Raw genomic sequence first — 16,193 nt, 5'->3', positions numbered from 1 at the left:
TCCACGCCGGGGAAAGCGTCAGTTCGCCCTCAAACTCCGGCGCGGCGTGGGCTCGATGAGCCGGCGATCGGTCACCACCGCGTCGAGTCTGATGTCCAGTTCATCGGTCGGGACGCGATCCACCACTTGGAAATCGAAGCAGACGCCCGCCGTGAACCAGCGATGGCTGCGAAGCCGCTCGTTCGACGGATCACCTGACAGGAACCGGTCGTAGAACCCCCCGCCCCGACCCAGGCGCGACCCGAGCGCGTCGAACGCCAGCCCGGGCGCCAGCACCAGCCCGATCTGTTCGAGCGGGATCGGACGGCCCGACACCGGCTCGCGAACCCCGTTGCGCGTCTCCTGCAGGCCCGTCTCGAAGTCGCGCACCTCGATCGCCGTCATCCGCTTGCGCTCCCAGTCGACCCGCGGCACGCACACCGTCCGGCCCGTCTGGAAGCAACGCAGCGCCACCGCCGAGACATCAACCTCGTTCGGCAGCGGCAGGTACATCATGATCGTGTCGGAGTTCAGGAACGCGTCGTGCGCGATCACGCGCCGACACACGCTCAGCGACATCGCCGACGCCTGCTCCGCCGAGACAGCCGACAGCTGCCGACGCATCTCGTCGCGGAGCGCTGCCTTCGCCTGGACCAGCGATTCACTCACGACCGCTCCTTGAACTCGTCAGGAAGTATCGGGCCGAAAGGTAGCCCTTCCTAACTTTTGTTCACCCGCCTATACGCGTCCGTTCGGGGAATGGTTGCTCTCCCCCGCCCGTCATCGGGATCACCGATGCTTTCGTGCGAACACTTCACACCGATGCCCCGCACCACCAACAACCCGCTCTTCCACGTCGTCCTCCACGAGCCCGAGATCCCCAACAACACCGGGAACATCGGAAGAACCTGCGTCGCGACGGGTTGCGCGCTCCACCTCGTGCGCCCCCTCGGCTTCGACACCAGCGAGCACGCGCTCCGGCGCGCCGGGCTCGACTACTGGAAACGCCTCGCGCCGCGCGAGCACGACGACTGGAGCGAGTGGGTCCGGTATTGGGACGCGCTCCCCACTCGCAGCGACGGCACGCCGCGCGCACCCACCCAGTGGGCCTTCACCACCAAATCCGCGCGCCCGGTGTGGGACGCCGACCTCCGCCCGGGAGACGCGCTCGTCTTCGGCAAGGAAACACGAGGCCTGCCCGACTCTCTCGTCGACGACTTCGTGCGCGCCGATCGCGCGCTCTGCCTCCCCATGCTCCAAGGCGAACGCTCCCTCAATGTCGCCACCGCCGTCTGCGCCGTCGTCCTCGAAGCGCTGCGCCAGTGCGCCGCGCGCGCCGAGATCACGCTCGACCCCGACGGTCGCTACACGCTTCAGTGATGCGCCCCTCGCGCGCCACCCCCCTCTCTGCGCCCTCTGCGACCTCTGCGGTGAAAAATGAAAACGGCCCCCGAAGGAGCCGTTGAGAATCGCTCGAATCCGCGTCGATTACGCCGCGTTCTGCTTCTGCTGACGGGTGTACCCGTAGCGACGCTTCACCGGCTTCACGACCAGCCCGGCGCGGATCGCCGCGGCCGAGACCTTGATCCGCTGCGCGCGACCGTCGACCAGCGCCACCGCCGTCTGGATATTCGGCTTGAAGGTGCGGCGCGTGATGCCCGTGGGCTTCAGACCGAAGCCGCCCTTCGTGATCTTCTGGCCGCGATAGACGCGACGCTTGCCGAAAGTAGTCTTCTTCCCGGTGAAATGGCACACGCGCGGCATAGAAACGCCTCCTGAGGCGGGGTGGGTCAAACAGGTGAGCGGAAGGGTAGGCCCACACCCCCCAAAGGCAAGCCCAAACGCCGGGCCCCCTGATCCTCAGGGGCTGAGCACCGCCGGACGCCGCGCTACCCTCCCCTTCCACGCGATTCTTCCCCTCTCCCGACCCGCCCGGAGCCGCCGATGTCCTCGGTCCACCCGCCCTCCCCGACTGCCGACCGACGCCCCAACCGCCTCGCCGGCGAGTCGAGCCCCTACCTCCTCCAGCACGCCCACAACCCCGTCGAGTGGTTCCCCTGGGGCCCCGAGGCCTTCGAAGAGGCCCGCCGCCGCCGCGTCCCCATCTTCCTCTCCGTCGGATACAGCACCTGCTACTGGTGCCATGTCATGGAGCGCGAGTCCTTCGAGAACCCCTCCATCGGCGCCCAGATGTCGCGCGACTTCGTCTGCATCAAGGTCGATCGCGAGGAACGACCCGAGGTCGACGACATCGCCATGCACGCCTGCCAGGCCCTCACCGGGCGCGGCGGGTGGCCCACCTCCGTCTTCCTCACACCCCCCGGCGCACGCGCCGAGACCGACCCCGGGCTCGAGCCCTTCTGGGCCGGGACCTATTTCCCCCCCGAGCCGCGCCACGGCCTGCCCTCCTTCCAACAGGTCCTCGGGGGCATAGCCAACGCCTGGAACACCCAGCGCGAGCAGGTCCTCGGGCAGTCCGAACGCATCGCCGACATGTTGCGCGAACTCCTCGGCCAGCGCACCCTCCCGGTGCGACTCGGCGCGCACGAGATCGACAGCGCCACCAACGCGCTCGTGCGCATGTACGACCGCGTCTACGGCGGCTTCGGCACGGCCGGCTCCGGGCCCAAATTCCCCCAGCCCGTCTTCCTCGAGTTCCTCCTCGACCGCTTCGCCGACCCGGTCGACGACGCGACGAAGGGCGCCATCAAGGCCGCCCTCATGCACACCCTCGACCGCATGACCCTCGGGGGCATCCACGACCAACTCGCCGGCGGCTTCCATCGCTACAGCGTCGACCCCGCGTGGGTCGTCCCCCACTTCGAGAAGATGCTCTACGACAACGCGCAACTCGCCTCCACCTACGCGCGCGCCAGCGAGGCCTTCGGCGAAGACGCCGACGAGCCCGACGCGCTCTACGCGCGCACCGTCCGCCTCACCCTCGACTACGCCCTCCGCGAGATGCAACTCCCCGGCGGCGCCTTCGCCAGCGCGCAGGACGCAGAGGTCGACGGCATGGAGGGCGCCAACTACCTCTGGACGCCCGACGACCTCGCGCAGACGCTCACGAGCGACGAGGCGTCCTTCGCCGCCCATGTCTACGGCCTCGATCGCGGCCCCAACTTCAAGGACCCCCACCACGAGCACCTGCCCCCGAAGAATGTGCTTTTGCTGGGCGAACGACCCGAAGAGATCGCCGCTCGCTTCAACCTGACCACCGAGCAGTTCTACGCCCGGCTCGACCAGATCCGCTGGAAGATGCTCGGCGCACGCGCCAAACGCACCCAGCCCCTGCGCGACGACAAGGTCATCGTCTCGTGGAACGGGTTGATGCTCAGCGCCCTCGCGCACGGCGCGATGCTGCTGCGCGAATCGCGCTACCTCGACGCCGCCAACCGCGCCGCCGCGTTCATCCTCTCCGCGATGCGCAACGACAAGGGCGAACTCGTGCGCGTCTGGCGCGATGGGCGCGTGGGCACCACCGCCGTGCTCGAGGACTACGCCATGCTCGCGCAGGGGCTCATCGCGATGCACCGCGCGTCCACCCGGCTCAACCGGGGCACAGCGCCCCAACTCGAACGCGCGCTCTCCATCCTCGACGAAGCGTTCGCTCTTTTCGCCTGCCCCGACACCGGCGCGCTCTTCGACACCCGCGACGGGCGCGACGACCTGGTCGTCCGCGCCATCTCGCGCGCCGACGGCGCCATGCCGAGCGGGCAGTCCGTGATGCTGCACGCCCTCCTCGACGCGCACGAGATCACGCGCGACGACAAGCACCTCGAACGCGCCGGCCGGCTCCTCGCCGCGATGAGCCGCGCCGTGCACGACACGCCGTTGGGCGCGATCAACTCGACGCGCGCGCTCCGGCGCGTCCTCGCGCTCGACCCGGCGCTCCTCGACCGCTTCGGCATGACCGAATCGCCCGAGCGCTTCGGCCCCGACCTCGACCCCAGCGAGCCCATCGCCCCGCCCGTCGAGGTCTTCGCCGATGTCGACGGCTTCCACCTCGCAGAGGGCGACATGCAGGAGTTCACCATCGAACTGCGCATCCGCGAGGGCTTCCACATCACCGCCAACCAGCCCTACGACGAGAGCACCACCGGCAAACGCGTCGACGGCCTCGAAGGCCTCCAGGTCGGCGTCACCGGGGGCCGCGGCGTCATCCTCTCGTGCGACTACCCCGCCGGAACCCCCTTCGAGCCAGCGATCGCCAAGGGCACGCTCGCGCCCATCCTCGTCCACTCGGGCACGGTGCGCCTCGACATCACCGCCCTGCGCACCACCGACGCGTGGGAAGGCGAGCCGAAAGTCGCCGTGCGCTTCCAGGCGTGCAACGACCGGGAGTGCCTGCAGGCGATGACGGCGGTTTTGGAGGTTGGGATGACGAGGAAGGAAGCGTGAGCGATCCGCTCACTTGGCCGCGGGCGCGATAACCCCCCGACACTCCCCCATCCCGATCCTCCGCGCCCCCTCGCGCAGGCAGTAGCCGCGGAGGATGACCTCGTCGCCGTCGGCGAGGAACTTGCGCTCTTCGCCCGTGGGGAGTTTCAGGGGCTCGGTGCCCCGCCAGGTGCGCTCGAGCAGGCACCCGCGCGAGTCGGGCTCGGGGCCGCTGATGGTGCCGGAGGCGAGCAGGTCGCCCGGGCGCATGTTGCACCCGTTGCTCGCGTGGTGCGTGAGCATCTGCGTGATCGTCCAGAACATGTGCTTGAACGAGCCGCGGCTGATGAGCGTCTCCGCCACGCCCTCGCTGCGCATCTTCTCGCTGCGCAGCCACACCTCGACCGTGATGTCCAGACCCCACGCGTCCATCGGCTTCTGCGCCGTCAGGTAGGGCAGGGGCTGGGGGTCGCCCTCGAAACGCAGCGGGCCCGCGACGCGGAAGGGCGCCAGCGCGTCGAGCGTCGTCACCCAGGGCGACACCGTCGTCGCGAAACTCTTCGCGAGGAACGGCCCGAGGGGCTGGTACTCCCACTTCTGCAGGTCGCGCGCCGACCAGTCGTTCACCAGCGACAGCCCGAAGATATGGTCGGGCGCCGCGTCGATGGGGATCGTCGTTCCCATCGCGTTGCCGGTCCCCACGAAGAAGCCCATCTCGAGCTCGTAGTCGAGCAGTTTCGAGGGGCCGAAGACAGGGTCCTTCGCGTCGTCGGCCTTGGTCTGCCCGCTGGGGCGTTTGACAGGGGCGCCGCTGACGACGAGCGAACTCGCGCGCCCGTGGTAGCCGATGGGGATGTGCTTGTAGTTGGGCAGCAGCGGGTTGTCGGGGCGGAACATCGAGCCGACATTCGTCGCGTGGTGCACGCTGGCGTAGAAGTCGGTGTAGTCGCCCACCTGCGCCGGGAAGAGCATCTCGGCGTCCTTCATCGCGACGAGCGCCCTGGCGCGCAGCGTGACATCGTCGCGCAGCGCGTCGCTGTCCTCGCGCAGCAGGTGGCTGAGGTGCTCGCGCGCCGCGCGCCACGCCGGGCGCCCCAGCGCCATGAACGCGTTGAGCGTCCCGCTCGCGAAACAATCAGACTTGCCCGCCAGCCCGACCACCCCATCGAACAGCCCCGCCTCGTGCAGCACGCGCAGGTCGAGCACGCGGTCGCCGATCGCCACGCCCACGCGCGCCGGCTCAGCGGTCCCCTTCCGACGGAACACCCCGAAGGGCAGGTTCTGGATGGGGAAATCGGCGCGCTGGTCGTTGGCGCTCTCGACCCACGAACGGAGGGCGGGGTCGGTCGTCGGGTCGGTGTTGCGATGAACGGGGCTGGTCATACCCGCAGGGTATGCGAACGGCCTCAGACCGTCACATCGAGCAGGCCCAGCGACTTCAGGTCGTCCAGGGGCTCATCGACCGAGCACGAGCCGATCGACAGGAAGAAGCTCTCGCGCGTCCGCTCGATCTGCTCGAGCGTCACCCGATGCCCCCGCCAGACGATCGCCTCGTCGCTGAACCCGAACGCGCGCGTCTCGCGCTCGTCGAGCACCTCGATCAGCGTCTTCTCGTCGGCGCGCAGCGCGAGCCCCATCGCCGCGGCCATCGCGACATTCACGAAGCCGTGCATCGTCACGCCCTGGCCCTGGTTCAGATGCCGTATCGGGTGGTGCAGCCCGGCGGTCGCCTTGAAGGGCGTCTGCGCCATCGCGCAGGTGCGGATGAACCGCGCCAGCGCGTCCGGGGGCGGGAACAGGTCGGGCGTCATCCCCCCGGTGCGGATCTTGGCGCACAGCCCCTCGCCCGAGACAGCGGTGATCACGCCGCGCAGGTCGGGCATCGTCCAGGGCAGCTCGAACGCCGCCGTCAGATAGGACGGGATCGAGCCGACGGCGCGGTCGATCTCCTCCGCCGTCGTCGCCTTCAGCTCGATCGCGTCGATCGCCGCGAGCCCGTTGTCGGGGTCGGAGTACTTCTCGTTGAACCGCTCGATGCGATCGAGGTCGGCGACGAGCCCGGCGTCGTCGGCCCCGCGCGTCAGCGCCGTGATGCGCCACGGGTCGACGAGGATCTCGCCGTCCTCGTCGTCGTCGCCACCCCCGGCCCCGATATCGCGCGGCAGCAGGTCGGCGGCGTGCTCCTCGAACTCGTCGAGACGCGACACGGGGATCACCAGGCGCGAGACGAACTCGTCGCGCGCGTCCGCCCGGTACGACGCGAAGTTGCGCACCGTCGGGGCCATCTCGAGCTTCGCCGGCGGGAAGAGCCCCGCGTAGTCGATCAGGCCTCGCATCATCGCGTGCACGGTCTGCATCCGGGGCTTCTCCACAGGGGAATCGCCGGGGCCAGCTCTCGCGGACCCCGGCGCGGGTGTCTCGGAACGGATCAGGCCTTGCCGGCCAGGGCGGCGCCCAGTCGCTCGTTGAAGCGGCGCTCGGGGCGACCGGCCCACTTGCGCCGGTGCAGCGCGTCGCTGGCCAAAATCGGGAAGGTGGTGGTGGCCTCGCCGAAGACCATCTGCTCGTGCACGGTGTCGACCTTGCCCCACGAGCACGCCTCGCGCAGCGTCGACCCCGAGAGCGCGCCGTCGCGCGAGTCGGCGACGGTGAGCTGGACCGCGTACTTGTGCATCGGCGCGTCGTTGCCGAGGAGTTCGGCCGCGACGACGATGTCCTGCGCGAAGTTCTTGGGCACGCCCCCGCCCAGCATGAGCAGGCCGGTGCTGGGGTTGAGCAGCTTGATCTGCGTGAGCTCGCGGAAGTCCTTGCCCGAATCGAACATCAGGTGGGGCTGGTCGAGGCGCGCCATCTGGTGCATGACGATGCCGAACCCGGCGGAGCAGTCGCTGAACGCCGGGACGAAGATCGGCACGCGCTTGCGATGGGCCGCGAGCACGACGCCGGGGATCTCTGGGTGCTTGTCCGCGAGGTAGGCGCCCATCGCGTCGATCAGCTCGCGCGAGGAGTACCCGCCCGGGGGCAGCGAGTCGAAGATGTCGCGGGTGACATCGTCGCACGCGCGCAGGTCGTCCTCGTCGATCAGTGTGTCGTAGATGCGATCGATGTGGAAATCGCGGAGCTGCTCGTCGGTGACGAGCGGGTTCTCGGGGGACCACTGCGCGATGTAGTGGCGGAAGCCCAGGCCCTCGAAGAAGTCCTGGTCGACGATGTTCGCGCCGGTCGACACGATGGCGTCGACCATGTTGTTCTCGATCATGGCGACGATGGCCTTCTTGAGCCCGGCGGAGACCATCGACCCGGCGAGGGTGAGGATGACCGCGCAGTCCTTGTCGGCGAGCATCATGTTGTAGATGTCGGTGGCGCGGGCCAGGTTGCGCGCCTGGAAGGCGGTCTGGCGGAAGCCGTCGACGATCGGGCGCGCGTCGAAGGACGCGACGTCGATGTGCTCGACGGGACGGGACAGGAGCTGCTCTTTCGTGATCTTCGTCATGGGATCGCCCTCACGCGTGAAATGCCAGCCGGCGCCTTCGCCGGTCACACAGTGCGCCGCCACGCCGCGCGGGGCAGGGCGCCGACTCTCTCTCCGCCCCGAAGGGGGCGTCTGCTCGCCAAACCATATCCGGCCCGCGACCGATCAGTCCTCGAGGTAGGTGTACCCCGCCAGCCCGTCCTCGTAGAAGCGCAGGAGGGCGGTGGACTCGGTGATGCTCATGTCGCCCCGCTTGACGGCGCGCTCGACATCGCGCCGGACCGAGCGCTTCAGCTCGTTCTGGTCGAACTGCACGTACGACAGCGCCGTGGACACCGTGTCGCCTCGCACGACCTCGTCGATCGACATGTCCCCGTCGTCGTCGATGGAGACATGCACGGTGTGCGTGTCGGCGAGGAGGTTGTGCAGGTCGCCCAGGATCTCCTGATACGCCCCGACCAGGAACGCGGCGAGGTAGTACGGCTCGCCCGGCTTCAGGTCGTGCAGCTCGAGGGTTTTCTTGACGTCGCGCTTGTCGACGAAGTTGTCGATCTTGCCGTCCGAGTCGCAGGTGATGTCGGCCAGGATGCCGCGCCGCATCGGGCGCTCGGTCAGGCGGTGGATGGGCAGGATCGGGAACAGCTGGTCGATGGCCCACGAGTCGGGCATGGACTGGAAGATCGACATGTTGCAGAAATAGATGTCGCTCATGATGTCGGGCAGGTCCTGGAGCTCGTCGGGCAGCTCCTGCCTCGTCGCGACGCGCTCGAGGATCTTGCGCCCGACCGACCAGAACAGACGCTCGGCGATGGCGCGCATCGGGAGCGAGATGTAGCCGAGCCCGAACAGACTCATCGCCTCGTCGCGCGCCTGCAGCGCGTCGTGGTAGGTCTCGAGGATGTTCTTGTCGGACAGGTCCTGCGACGCCTGGATGAGATCGATGATCGGCTGGGGGACCTCTTCCTCCGCCGCCATCGCGGCGTCGAGCTCGTCGGGCGCCGGGTCCTTGTCGAAGCGCGACGACCCGCGCACGTCGAACACCAGCACGCTCGAGTGCGCCACGAGGGCGCGACCCGACTCGCTGATGATCATCGGGTGGGGCGCCTTGGCGTCGTCACAGACGCTCTTGATGCGATAGATCACGTCGGACGCGTATTCCTCGATGGTGTAGTTCATCGACGAGTCCGACGAGCTCTGCGAGCCGTCGTAGTCGACGCCCAGCCCGCCGCCGATGTCGATGATGTCGAGCGAGGACGCGCCGAGGCGGCGCATCTCGGTGTATATGTGCGCGAGCTCGTTGAGCGCGTTCTTGAGGTTGCGGATGTCGCAGATCTGGCTCCCCATGTGGAAGTGGATCATGCGCAGGCAGCCGAGCATGTCGTTCTCGCGCAGGTAGTCCATCCCGCGCAGGATCTCGCTGATGAAGAGCCCGAACTTGGATCGCGAGCCGGCGGACTCGCCCCAGCGCCCGACGCCGCGCGAGTCGATCTTGACGCGCACGCCCAGCTTGGGCTTGACGCCGTAGCGCTTCGCGTGCTTCACGAGCATCTCGAGCTCGCTGTACTTCTCGACGACGGGGATGATGTTGCGCCCGAGCTTGGCGGCGAGCACGACCATCTCGATGTACTCGTCGTCCTTGAAGCCGTTGCAGACCACGGGCATGTGGGGCCGGTTCTCGGTGAGCGCGAGGACCGCGAGCAGCTCGGGCTTGGAGCCGGCCTCGAGGCCGAAGCCCAGGGGCTCGCCCACGTCGCGCACGAGCTCGACGACGTGCTTCTGCTGGTTGACCTTGATGGGGTACACGCAGGAATACCCGCCCTTGTACTCCTGATCGGCCATCGCGCGTTTGAACGACGAGTGCAGGCGCTGCGCGCGGTCCTTCACGATGTCGTCGAAACGCACAAGCACAGGCGTGTGCACGCCGCGCTGCGCCAAGCCCTCGATCAGCCCGAACAAGTCCACCGACGCGCCGCGGTCGCGCCTCGGGTTCACCACCACCGTCCCGCGCTTGCTGACCCCGAAGTACCCAAGGCCCCACCCGGGCAGGCCGTACAGATTCGCAGCGTCATCGGCCGTCCATTCGGACAGAGACTGGGGCTGCTCGGCCTTGGCGCCGAGCGGCGCGGGAATCGTCGTCATCGAGGGTGTTCTCTCTTGGGCATATCGCGGGAGCGCGGGGGCCTCGGGGGGGCCGTGCGGAGCAATCCGGGACGAAGGGAACTATACGCGGGTCAAACCCGGGGGGACCCCTTCGCACGCCGGCTCCGACGAGCCCCGGCGCGCTCCCCGGGCAGCCGGTCGTCGTCCCCTTCGACCTCCTTGAACGCGGCTGCGGTGAAGGTCTTCCCCGTCGTCGACGGGTCCCAGGTCCACGCCGGCCCGCGCTTCGACTCGTAGAAGTCCCACAGCTCGAACCAGTAACTCTGGAACTTCCTCGCCCCGAACGGGGCGTAGTGCGCCTCCACCCGCTTCCACAGCTCGGCGTCCGTCCCCTCGAAGCCCAGCACCGTCCTCGCGTGGCGCATCGTCTCGGTGTCGATCGGCAGCCGCTCGTACCGCCCCAGCAGCTGCATCACGTTGGCCGCCGAATAGGGCCCCAGCCCTGGCAACCCTTTCAGGAACGCGAACAGCTCGTCGTCGCCGACGCCGGGATCGCTCAGGCGCGCCTCGTCGATCTCCCCGGCCGCGGCCATCTTCGCGAGCAGCACGATCCGCGCGTCGCGATACCCCACCGAGCATCGCGCGCGCAGCGTCGACGCCTTCTTCCTCGCGAGCTGCGCCGGTGTCGGGAATGCCGGCGCGACGACCTCGCACAGGCGCTGGTTCATCTTGATCGTGCTGGGCCAGGCGACATTGCAGCTGGTCACCGTCTTGATGAGATCTTCAAAGAAGGTCGGGCTGCGAAACAGGCGCCCTCGCCCGCTCGCGCGCCAGCGAGGGTCGACGCCGTGGAACTCCCCCACCCCGTCGTCATCGAGGCGCAGCATCCGGGTGAGCATCGCTTTCGCCTGCGTCTGCTCGCGCCGGGACAGCGCGCGATCGGCGCGCACGCGCAGGGGCTTTCCCTCGCTCGCCCAGCGCAGGCGACCGGCCCTGTCGGGCCCGGGATCGGCCTCGCGCTCGTCCTGCGCGATCGCCAGCGTGGCGACGCCGCCCTCGAGGGCGAGGGGGCGCGTCAGCGTCCGATCGAAGGGGTTCCACCGGTTGGGCGCGAGCAGGAAGTAGCCGTAGGAGCAGGCGTCGCGCGCCAGCACGAAGTCGCCCGGGGGCGTGATGGACAGGCGCGTGCCCACGACGAATCACACTCTGCGCACGAAATCGGGCACGAAAAGGTATGTCACGAGGTTCACGCAGACGCGATCGCTGAGGCGCGCGAACATCGGGTAGTCACGCTCCGCCTGCCGGTTCACGTCGTCGAAGGTCAGCCCGTTGTCGTAGAACGACTGCTTGCCCTCGCGAACGAACCGCGCGACGCCCTCGCGGTCGAGCTCGAAGTGGTGCTGGAAGCCGTAGGTCCGGGCGCCGAAACGCACGATCGAGTTTTTGCACCGGGGCGTGGACGCCAGCGTGACGGCGCCCGGGGGCAGCGCCGTGACCTCGCGCGTGTTGCAGTAGAACTGGGGGGAGTCCCACGCCACGCCGCTGAGGACCTCGTCGGTGTGCCCGGCGGGCCCGATCGACAGGGGCAGGAACCCGAACGCCTGCTTGGCGGATCTCTCGACAGTGCCCCCGAGCGCCGCGGCGATCATCTGGTGCCCCAGGCACACCCCCACGACCGGGATGCCGCGCTCGTGGCCCTCGCGCAGGAGCGAGAGCTCCTCGTCCATCCACGGGTGATCCTCTCGCGGGTCATCGACGTTCGGCCTGCCGCCCAGCGACACGATGCCCTCGACGCCGTCGAGGTCCGGGGGGACCGCATCGCCGCGGAAAAGCTGGCGGACATCGATCCGGAGCCCGTGGTCGCGCAGGGTGACGCCGAGCCGGCCGGCGGTGTTGGTCGCGTCGTGCTGAAAGACGAGGATGGCCATAGGGCCGCAGCATAGCCGCCCCGGAGCCCGGGGAGGTCAGGCGGCACGACGGAGGGCCCGCGCAGGGCGAAGGGCCGGCTGGTTGTCGGAGCGTCCCGAACCCGGCGCTCAGCGCCGGGCGATGCCCTCTCGCTTGTCGCGCGTGATCATCGCGTAGGCGTTGTGGCTGTGGATCGACTCGAAGTTCTCGCTGGTGATCGAGTACCACACGATGCGGTCCTCGTCGTCCAGCCGGATCGCCAGATCGCGCACGATGTCCTCGACGAACTTCGGATTCTCGTACGCCTTCTCGGTGACATACTTCTCGTCGGGGCGCTTCAGCACGGCATAGACCTGCTCGCTCGCCGACTCTTCGATCATCGTCGCCACGTCCTCGATCCACAGCGAGCCCCGGAAGCGGACCTTGGCCTCGATCTCGCATCGCTGGTTGTGCGCGCCGTAGCGACTGATCTCCTTCGAGCACGGGCACAGACTCGTCGCGGGCGCCTTGACGCCGATGATGAAGTCATCGTGGCTGTTCGAGGTGCACTCGAAGGTGACCTTGTAGTCCATAAGCCCCGGCATCTTCGTGACGGGCGCGAACTTCTTGATGAAGTAGGTGAACGCGAGCTCGATGTGCGCCTGCTCGGCCTCGAGCCGCTCCTTCACGCTGCGCGCGATCTGGGGGATGTTCTCGGGCTTGATCGGCGCCGAGTTGTGCTCGTTGAGCACCTCCAGGAAGCGGCTCATGTGCGTGCCCTTCTGGTGATGGGGCAGAGACACGTACATATTGATGGAGGCGACGGTGGGCTGCTCGCCCCCATCGGGGGTGTGCAGCACGAGGGGGTAGGTCACGCCCTTCACGCCCACGCGGTCGATGGCGATCCGCCGCTCGTCTCGCTTGCTCTGGACGTCGGGGATGACACCGGGGGCGCCGGGGGCGCCGGGGGCGGGAGGGGTCTTCGTCGTGACCATGCGTGTGCTCTCTGCGGGGTCGGACCCGCCGCGCGTTGAAGAGTCCTGTCCGCTCATCGGCGGATCCTAGGTCGCGCGGGCTGAGTATCCGACCGGGGATGGATGGGTTCTTTCGCCCGAGAGGGCCGCCCGGATTCCCCCTATGCCCGTCGCCGGGGGGCTTACGCCGCGGCGCGAGACTCCCCGGCCCGGGGCGCGCCGCTGCGCTTCTCGATGACCGACGCGGCCCACGACAACCCAAGCGGCAGGCCCAGCATCGAGCCGGCGAGCCAATCCAGCGGAATCGGATGCGAGAGCGCCGGCAGACGCATCTCGTACGCGGCGCGCAGCGCGTCCGATCCGGCCAACACCATCCCGAGCACCGGACCGAGCACGCCCACCAGCATCACGCCCAGCGCGAGCGCCGCCAGCGGCGCCCGGATCGCCACGATGCGACCCGCCGCCCCGCCCCCGATGCCGGCCGCGACCCCGGCGAAAATCGACTGGCCCTTCGTCGGCTCGCGCGCGATCACCCACGCCGCCAGCGCGCCGGCGGCGAGCGCCACGCCCATCGCGATCGCGGAGTCCATCGACAGCAGCTTCGGGGCGTCGGCTTTTTGCAACTCGTGCGACGAGCGCGAGACGCGTTCGATCAGCAGCGCAGCGAACGCCGCCGCGATCGCGAGGATGACGCCCTCGATCGCCATGACGCGGAACGCGCCGGGTGATTCTGCCCAGCGCAGAATGGGGACGAGTTCGCCGAGGCGCATCGCCGGGGCGATGAGCGTCATCGCGAACGCGCCCAGCCCGGCGTTGATCCCGAGGAGTCGCGACGCCGCGACGCCGACGCCGCCGGCAACCACGAGGATCAGCGCCATCGCGAAGATCCCGCTCGGAGCCGACGCCGAGAGCAGGAAGGTCGCGTCGGTCCCCCCGTCGCCGCCGCGCACGCCGCCCATCGCCAGCGTCAGCGCCGGACCGAGCCCGAAAAGGCAGAGAAGGAGGACAGCCCACATCGTCGCGGTTCGCGCCATGACCGTGGTGATACCCGCCCGCGACCCCCCCGGCAAACGCCCGATCGCCGCTCGGGACAGATTTCCGCCTTGCCAAGTCCCCTGCGACGCCGAACACTGACCACGATGCCCACCAAGGTCACGCTCACCGGTCAGCCCCTCACGCCAGCCCAGGTCGAAGCGGTCGCACGCCGGGGGGCGACCCTGGGCGTCTCCGACGAGGCCCTCGGCTTGATCGAGCGCTCTCGCCAGGCGCTCGAGCGCGAATCGCGCACCGGCGAGCCCCTCTACGGCGTCAACACCGGCTTCGGGAAGTTCGCGCGCCAGCGCATCCCCGACGCCGAGCTGCGAGACCTCCAGCGCAACCTCGTGCGAAGCCACGCCAGCGCCGTCGGCGAGCCGCTCCCGGTCGAGACCGTCCGCGCCATGCTCACCATCCTGGCGGCGTCGCTCTGCCGGGGGCGATCCGGCGTGCGACCCGTGACCGTCCGGCGCCTCGTCGCGGCGATCAACGCCGGCGTCACCCCCGTCGTCCCGTCGATCGGGTCCGTCGGCGCGTCGGGAGACCTCGCGCCGCTCGCGCACGCGATCCTCGCGCTCATGGGCGAGGCCGAGGTGATCTACGACGACCAGCGCATGCCCGGGGACCGCGCCCTCGAGCACGCCGGACTCGAACCCATCGACCTCGAAGCCAAAGAAGGCCTCGCGCTGCTCAACGGCACGCACCTCATGGCCGCCGAGGGCGCGCTGCTCCTCAACGACATCGACCGCCTGCTCAACGCGGCCCTGTGCGCATGCGCGATGTCCATCGACGGCGCGCGCGCCACCGACGCCTTCCTCGACCCGCGCGTCTATGTCGCGCGCAACCAGCCCGGGCCCGAGCGCGTCGCCATGCGCCTGCGCGAACTCCTCTCCGGCAGTCAGATCGTGCGCGCGCACAAGGACGATGATCCGCGCGTGCAAGATCCTTATTCCTTCCGATGCGCGCCCATCGTCCTCGGCGCAGCGCTCGACCTCATCGACCACGCGCGCGGCTGCATCGAACGCGAACTCGGCGCTGTCACCGACAACCCACTCGTCTTCGACGGGCCGGGCGACCCCGCCAGGGGCGAGGCCCCCACCACCATCGTCTCTGCCGGGTGCTTCCATGGAATGCCGATCGCCCTCGCGCTCGACACCCTCCCCATCGCGCTCGCCCACATCGCGGGCATCGCCGAGCGCCGCGTCTATTTCATCACCGGCGCCTCCGACGACCAGAACCCCCTCCCCATGTTCCTCAGCCCAAAACCCGGGCTCCACAGCGGGCTGATGATCCCCCAGTACGCCGCCGCCGCCTGCGTCAACGAGCTCGTCGGGCTCGCCAACCCCGCCAGCGTCGCCAATGTCCCCACCTGCGCAGGCACCGAGGATTACAACTCCTACGGCCCGCGCTCCGCCGCCAAGGCACGGCGCGCCGTCGAACTCGCCGAGCATGTCGTCAGCGTCGAGCTCCTCACCGCCGCCGAAGCCATCGAGCACCAGCGACCGCTCCGCTCGGGCGAGGGCGTCGAGCGCACGCACGCGGTCATCCGCGAACGGGTCCCGAAACTGGACGCCGACCGCTCGCTGGCGCCCGACCTCGCCGCGATCCGCTCCATGATCAGAGCGGGACGCTTCTCGGAATAACCGCGCCGCGCCGGTCGTTCGTCGGTGCGCGGGGCTTCCAGTCCCGCCACACCACTGGAGCACCGGCCCATGCTGACCAAGGTTCTAACCGCCGCGCTCGCGCTGAGCGTCTCGTCGCTCGCGATCGCGCAGTCCGCCGCCCCGAACACGCGAAACCTCGACCCCGAGACCGACAAGCCCGGCCTCGCCGTGGGCGACAAGGCCCCCGCCGGCGTCGCGCTCCGCACCGTCGAGAACGCAGAGATCGACCTCGAATCCCTCTGGGCCGAGGGCCCCGTCGTCCTCACCTTCTACCGCGGCGGGTGGTGCCCCTACTGCACCAAAGACCTCGCCAAGTGGGAGAAGCGCATCGACGAGATCGAGAAGATGGGCGCCGCCTTCGTCGCCATCACGATGGAGAAGCCCGACCTCGCGCAGAAGACCGGCGCCAAGCACACGCCCGGCACGACGATCCTCTCCGACTCCACCGGCGATGTCAGCCGCGCCTTCCGACTCGCGTTCACCCTCGACGACAAGACCGTGAAGACGTACAAGGGCTACGGCATCGACCTCGAGAAGGCCAACGCCAGCGAGTCCTGGGAGCTCCCAGCCCCTGCGACCTACGTCATCGATCGCGACGGAGTCATCCGATACGCCTGGTCGAGCTGGGACTACACCAAGCGAGCCCCCATCGCCGAGGTCGTCGAAGCGACCCGCGCCGTCGTCCAGGACGCACGCTGACAA

At 69.1% G+C, this 16,193-nt stretch carries 14 protein-coding genes; 4 read left to right on the top strand and 10 right to left on the bottom strand.

Annotated elements, in window-relative coordinates; translation table 11 throughout:
- Nucleotides 1–18: 18 nt before the first annotated feature.
- Entirely contained in the window at nucleotides 19–648 is a 630-nt protein-coding gene (locus tag KF684_07875) for a 5-formyltetrahydrofolate cyclo-ligase (GenBank protein ID MBX3352839.1), read from the bottom strand.
- A gap of 153 nt (nucleotides 649–801) precedes the next feature.
- On the opposite strand from KF684_07875, the gene KF684_07870 reads away from it, so the two are divergent.
- On the top strand, nucleotides 802–1,359 hold the full coding sequence (locus KF684_07870; GenBank protein ID MBX3352838.1) for a tRNA (cytidine(34)-2'-O)-methyltransferase: 558 nt from the start codon (nucleotides 802–804) through the stop codon (nucleotides 1,357–1,359).
- Between the two features lie 108 nt (nucleotides 1,360–1,467).
- On the opposite strand, the gene rpmB is transcribed toward KF684_07870, so the two are convergent.
- On the bottom strand, nucleotides 1,468–1,743 hold the full coding sequence (gene rpmB / locus KF684_07865; GenBank protein ID MBX3352837.1) for a 50S ribosomal protein L28: 276 nt from the start codon (nucleotides 1,741–1,743) through the stop codon (nucleotides 1,468–1,470).
- A 180-nt stretch (nucleotides 1,744–1,923) separates the two neighbouring features.
- On the opposite strand from rpmB, the gene KF684_07860 reads away from it, so the two are divergent.
- Complete coding sequence (locus KF684_07860; protein ID MBX3352836.1) at nucleotides 1,924–4,380, top strand: thioredoxin domain-containing protein; 2,457 nt, start codon at nucleotides 1,924–1,926, stop codon at nucleotides 4,378–4,380.
- Between the two features lie 9 nt (nucleotides 4,381–4,389).
- On the opposite strand, the gene fahA is transcribed toward KF684_07860, so the two are convergent.
- The 8 genes from fahA to KF684_07820 form a co-directional block, all read right to left on the bottom strand.
- Nucleotides 4,390–5,742: a fumarylacetoacetase gene (gene fahA / locus KF684_07855; protein MBX3352835.1), complete on the bottom strand. Its 1,353-nt coding sequence runs from the start codon at nucleotides 5,740–5,742 to the stop codon at nucleotides 4,390–4,392.
- Nucleotides 5,743–5,765: 23 nt separating this feature from the next.
- On the bottom strand, nucleotides 5,766–6,716 hold the full coding sequence (locus KF684_07850; protein ID MBX3352834.1) for a hypothetical protein: 951 nt from the start codon (nucleotides 6,714–6,716) through the stop codon (nucleotides 5,766–5,768).
- A 71-nt stretch (nucleotides 6,717–6,787) separates the two neighbouring features.
- Entirely contained in the window at nucleotides 6,788–7,852 is a 1,065-nt protein-coding gene (locus KF684_07845) for a deoxyhypusine synthase (protein MBX3352833.1), read from the bottom strand.
- 144 nt (nucleotides 7,853–7,996) lie between these two features.
- Entirely contained in the window at nucleotides 7,997–9,970 is a 1,974-nt protein-coding gene (gene speA / locus KF684_07840) for a biosynthetic arginine decarboxylase (GenBank protein ID MBX3352832.1), read from the bottom strand.
- 92 nt (nucleotides 9,971–10,062) lie between these two features.
- A complete protein-coding gene (locus KF684_07835; GenBank protein ID MBX3352831.1) occupies nucleotides 10,063–11,124 on the bottom strand; it encodes a hypothetical protein in 1,062 nt (353 codons plus the stop codon).
- 6 nt (nucleotides 11,125–11,130) lie between these two features.
- Complete coding sequence (locus tag KF684_07830; GenBank protein MBX3352830.1) at nucleotides 11,131–11,859, bottom strand: type 1 glutamine amidotransferase; 729 nt, start codon at nucleotides 11,857–11,859, stop codon at nucleotides 11,131–11,133.
- A 108-nt stretch (nucleotides 11,860–11,967) separates the two neighbouring features.
- Nucleotides 11,968–12,813, bottom strand: a complete 846-nt coding sequence (locus KF684_07825) for a GTP cyclohydrolase I FolE2 (GenBank protein MBX3352829.1) — start codon at nucleotides 12,811–12,813, stop codon at nucleotides 11,968–11,970.
- Between the two features lie 161 nt (nucleotides 12,814–12,974).
- Nucleotides 12,975–13,826 carry a hypothetical protein gene (locus tag KF684_07820; protein MBX3352828.1) on the bottom strand — a complete coding sequence of 284 codons (852 nt, stop codon included), beginning with the start codon at nucleotides 13,824–13,826 and terminating at the stop codon, nucleotides 12,975–12,977.
- Nucleotides 13,827–13,931: 105 nt separating this feature from the next.
- Between KF684_07820 and KF684_07815 the strand changes: the two genes are divergently transcribed.
- A complete protein-coding gene (locus KF684_07815) occupies nucleotides 13,932–15,470 on the top strand; it encodes a histidine ammonia-lyase (protein ID MBX3352827.1) in 1,539 nt (512 codons plus the stop codon).
- Nucleotides 15,471–15,539: 69 nt separating this feature from the next.
- Complete coding sequence (locus tag KF684_07810) at nucleotides 15,540–16,190, top strand: AhpC/TSA family protein (protein ID MBX3352826.1); 651 nt, start codon at nucleotides 15,540–15,542, stop codon at nucleotides 16,188–16,190.
- Nucleotides 16,191–16,193 lie beyond the last annotated feature (3 nt).

The sequence above is a fragment of the Phycisphaeraceae bacterium genome (assembly GCA_019636675.1).
Taxonomy (GTDB): Bacteria; Planctomycetota; Phycisphaerae; order Phycisphaerales; family UBA1924; genus JAHBXC01.
This window is presented reverse-complemented; position numbering and strand designations above follow the sequence as displayed.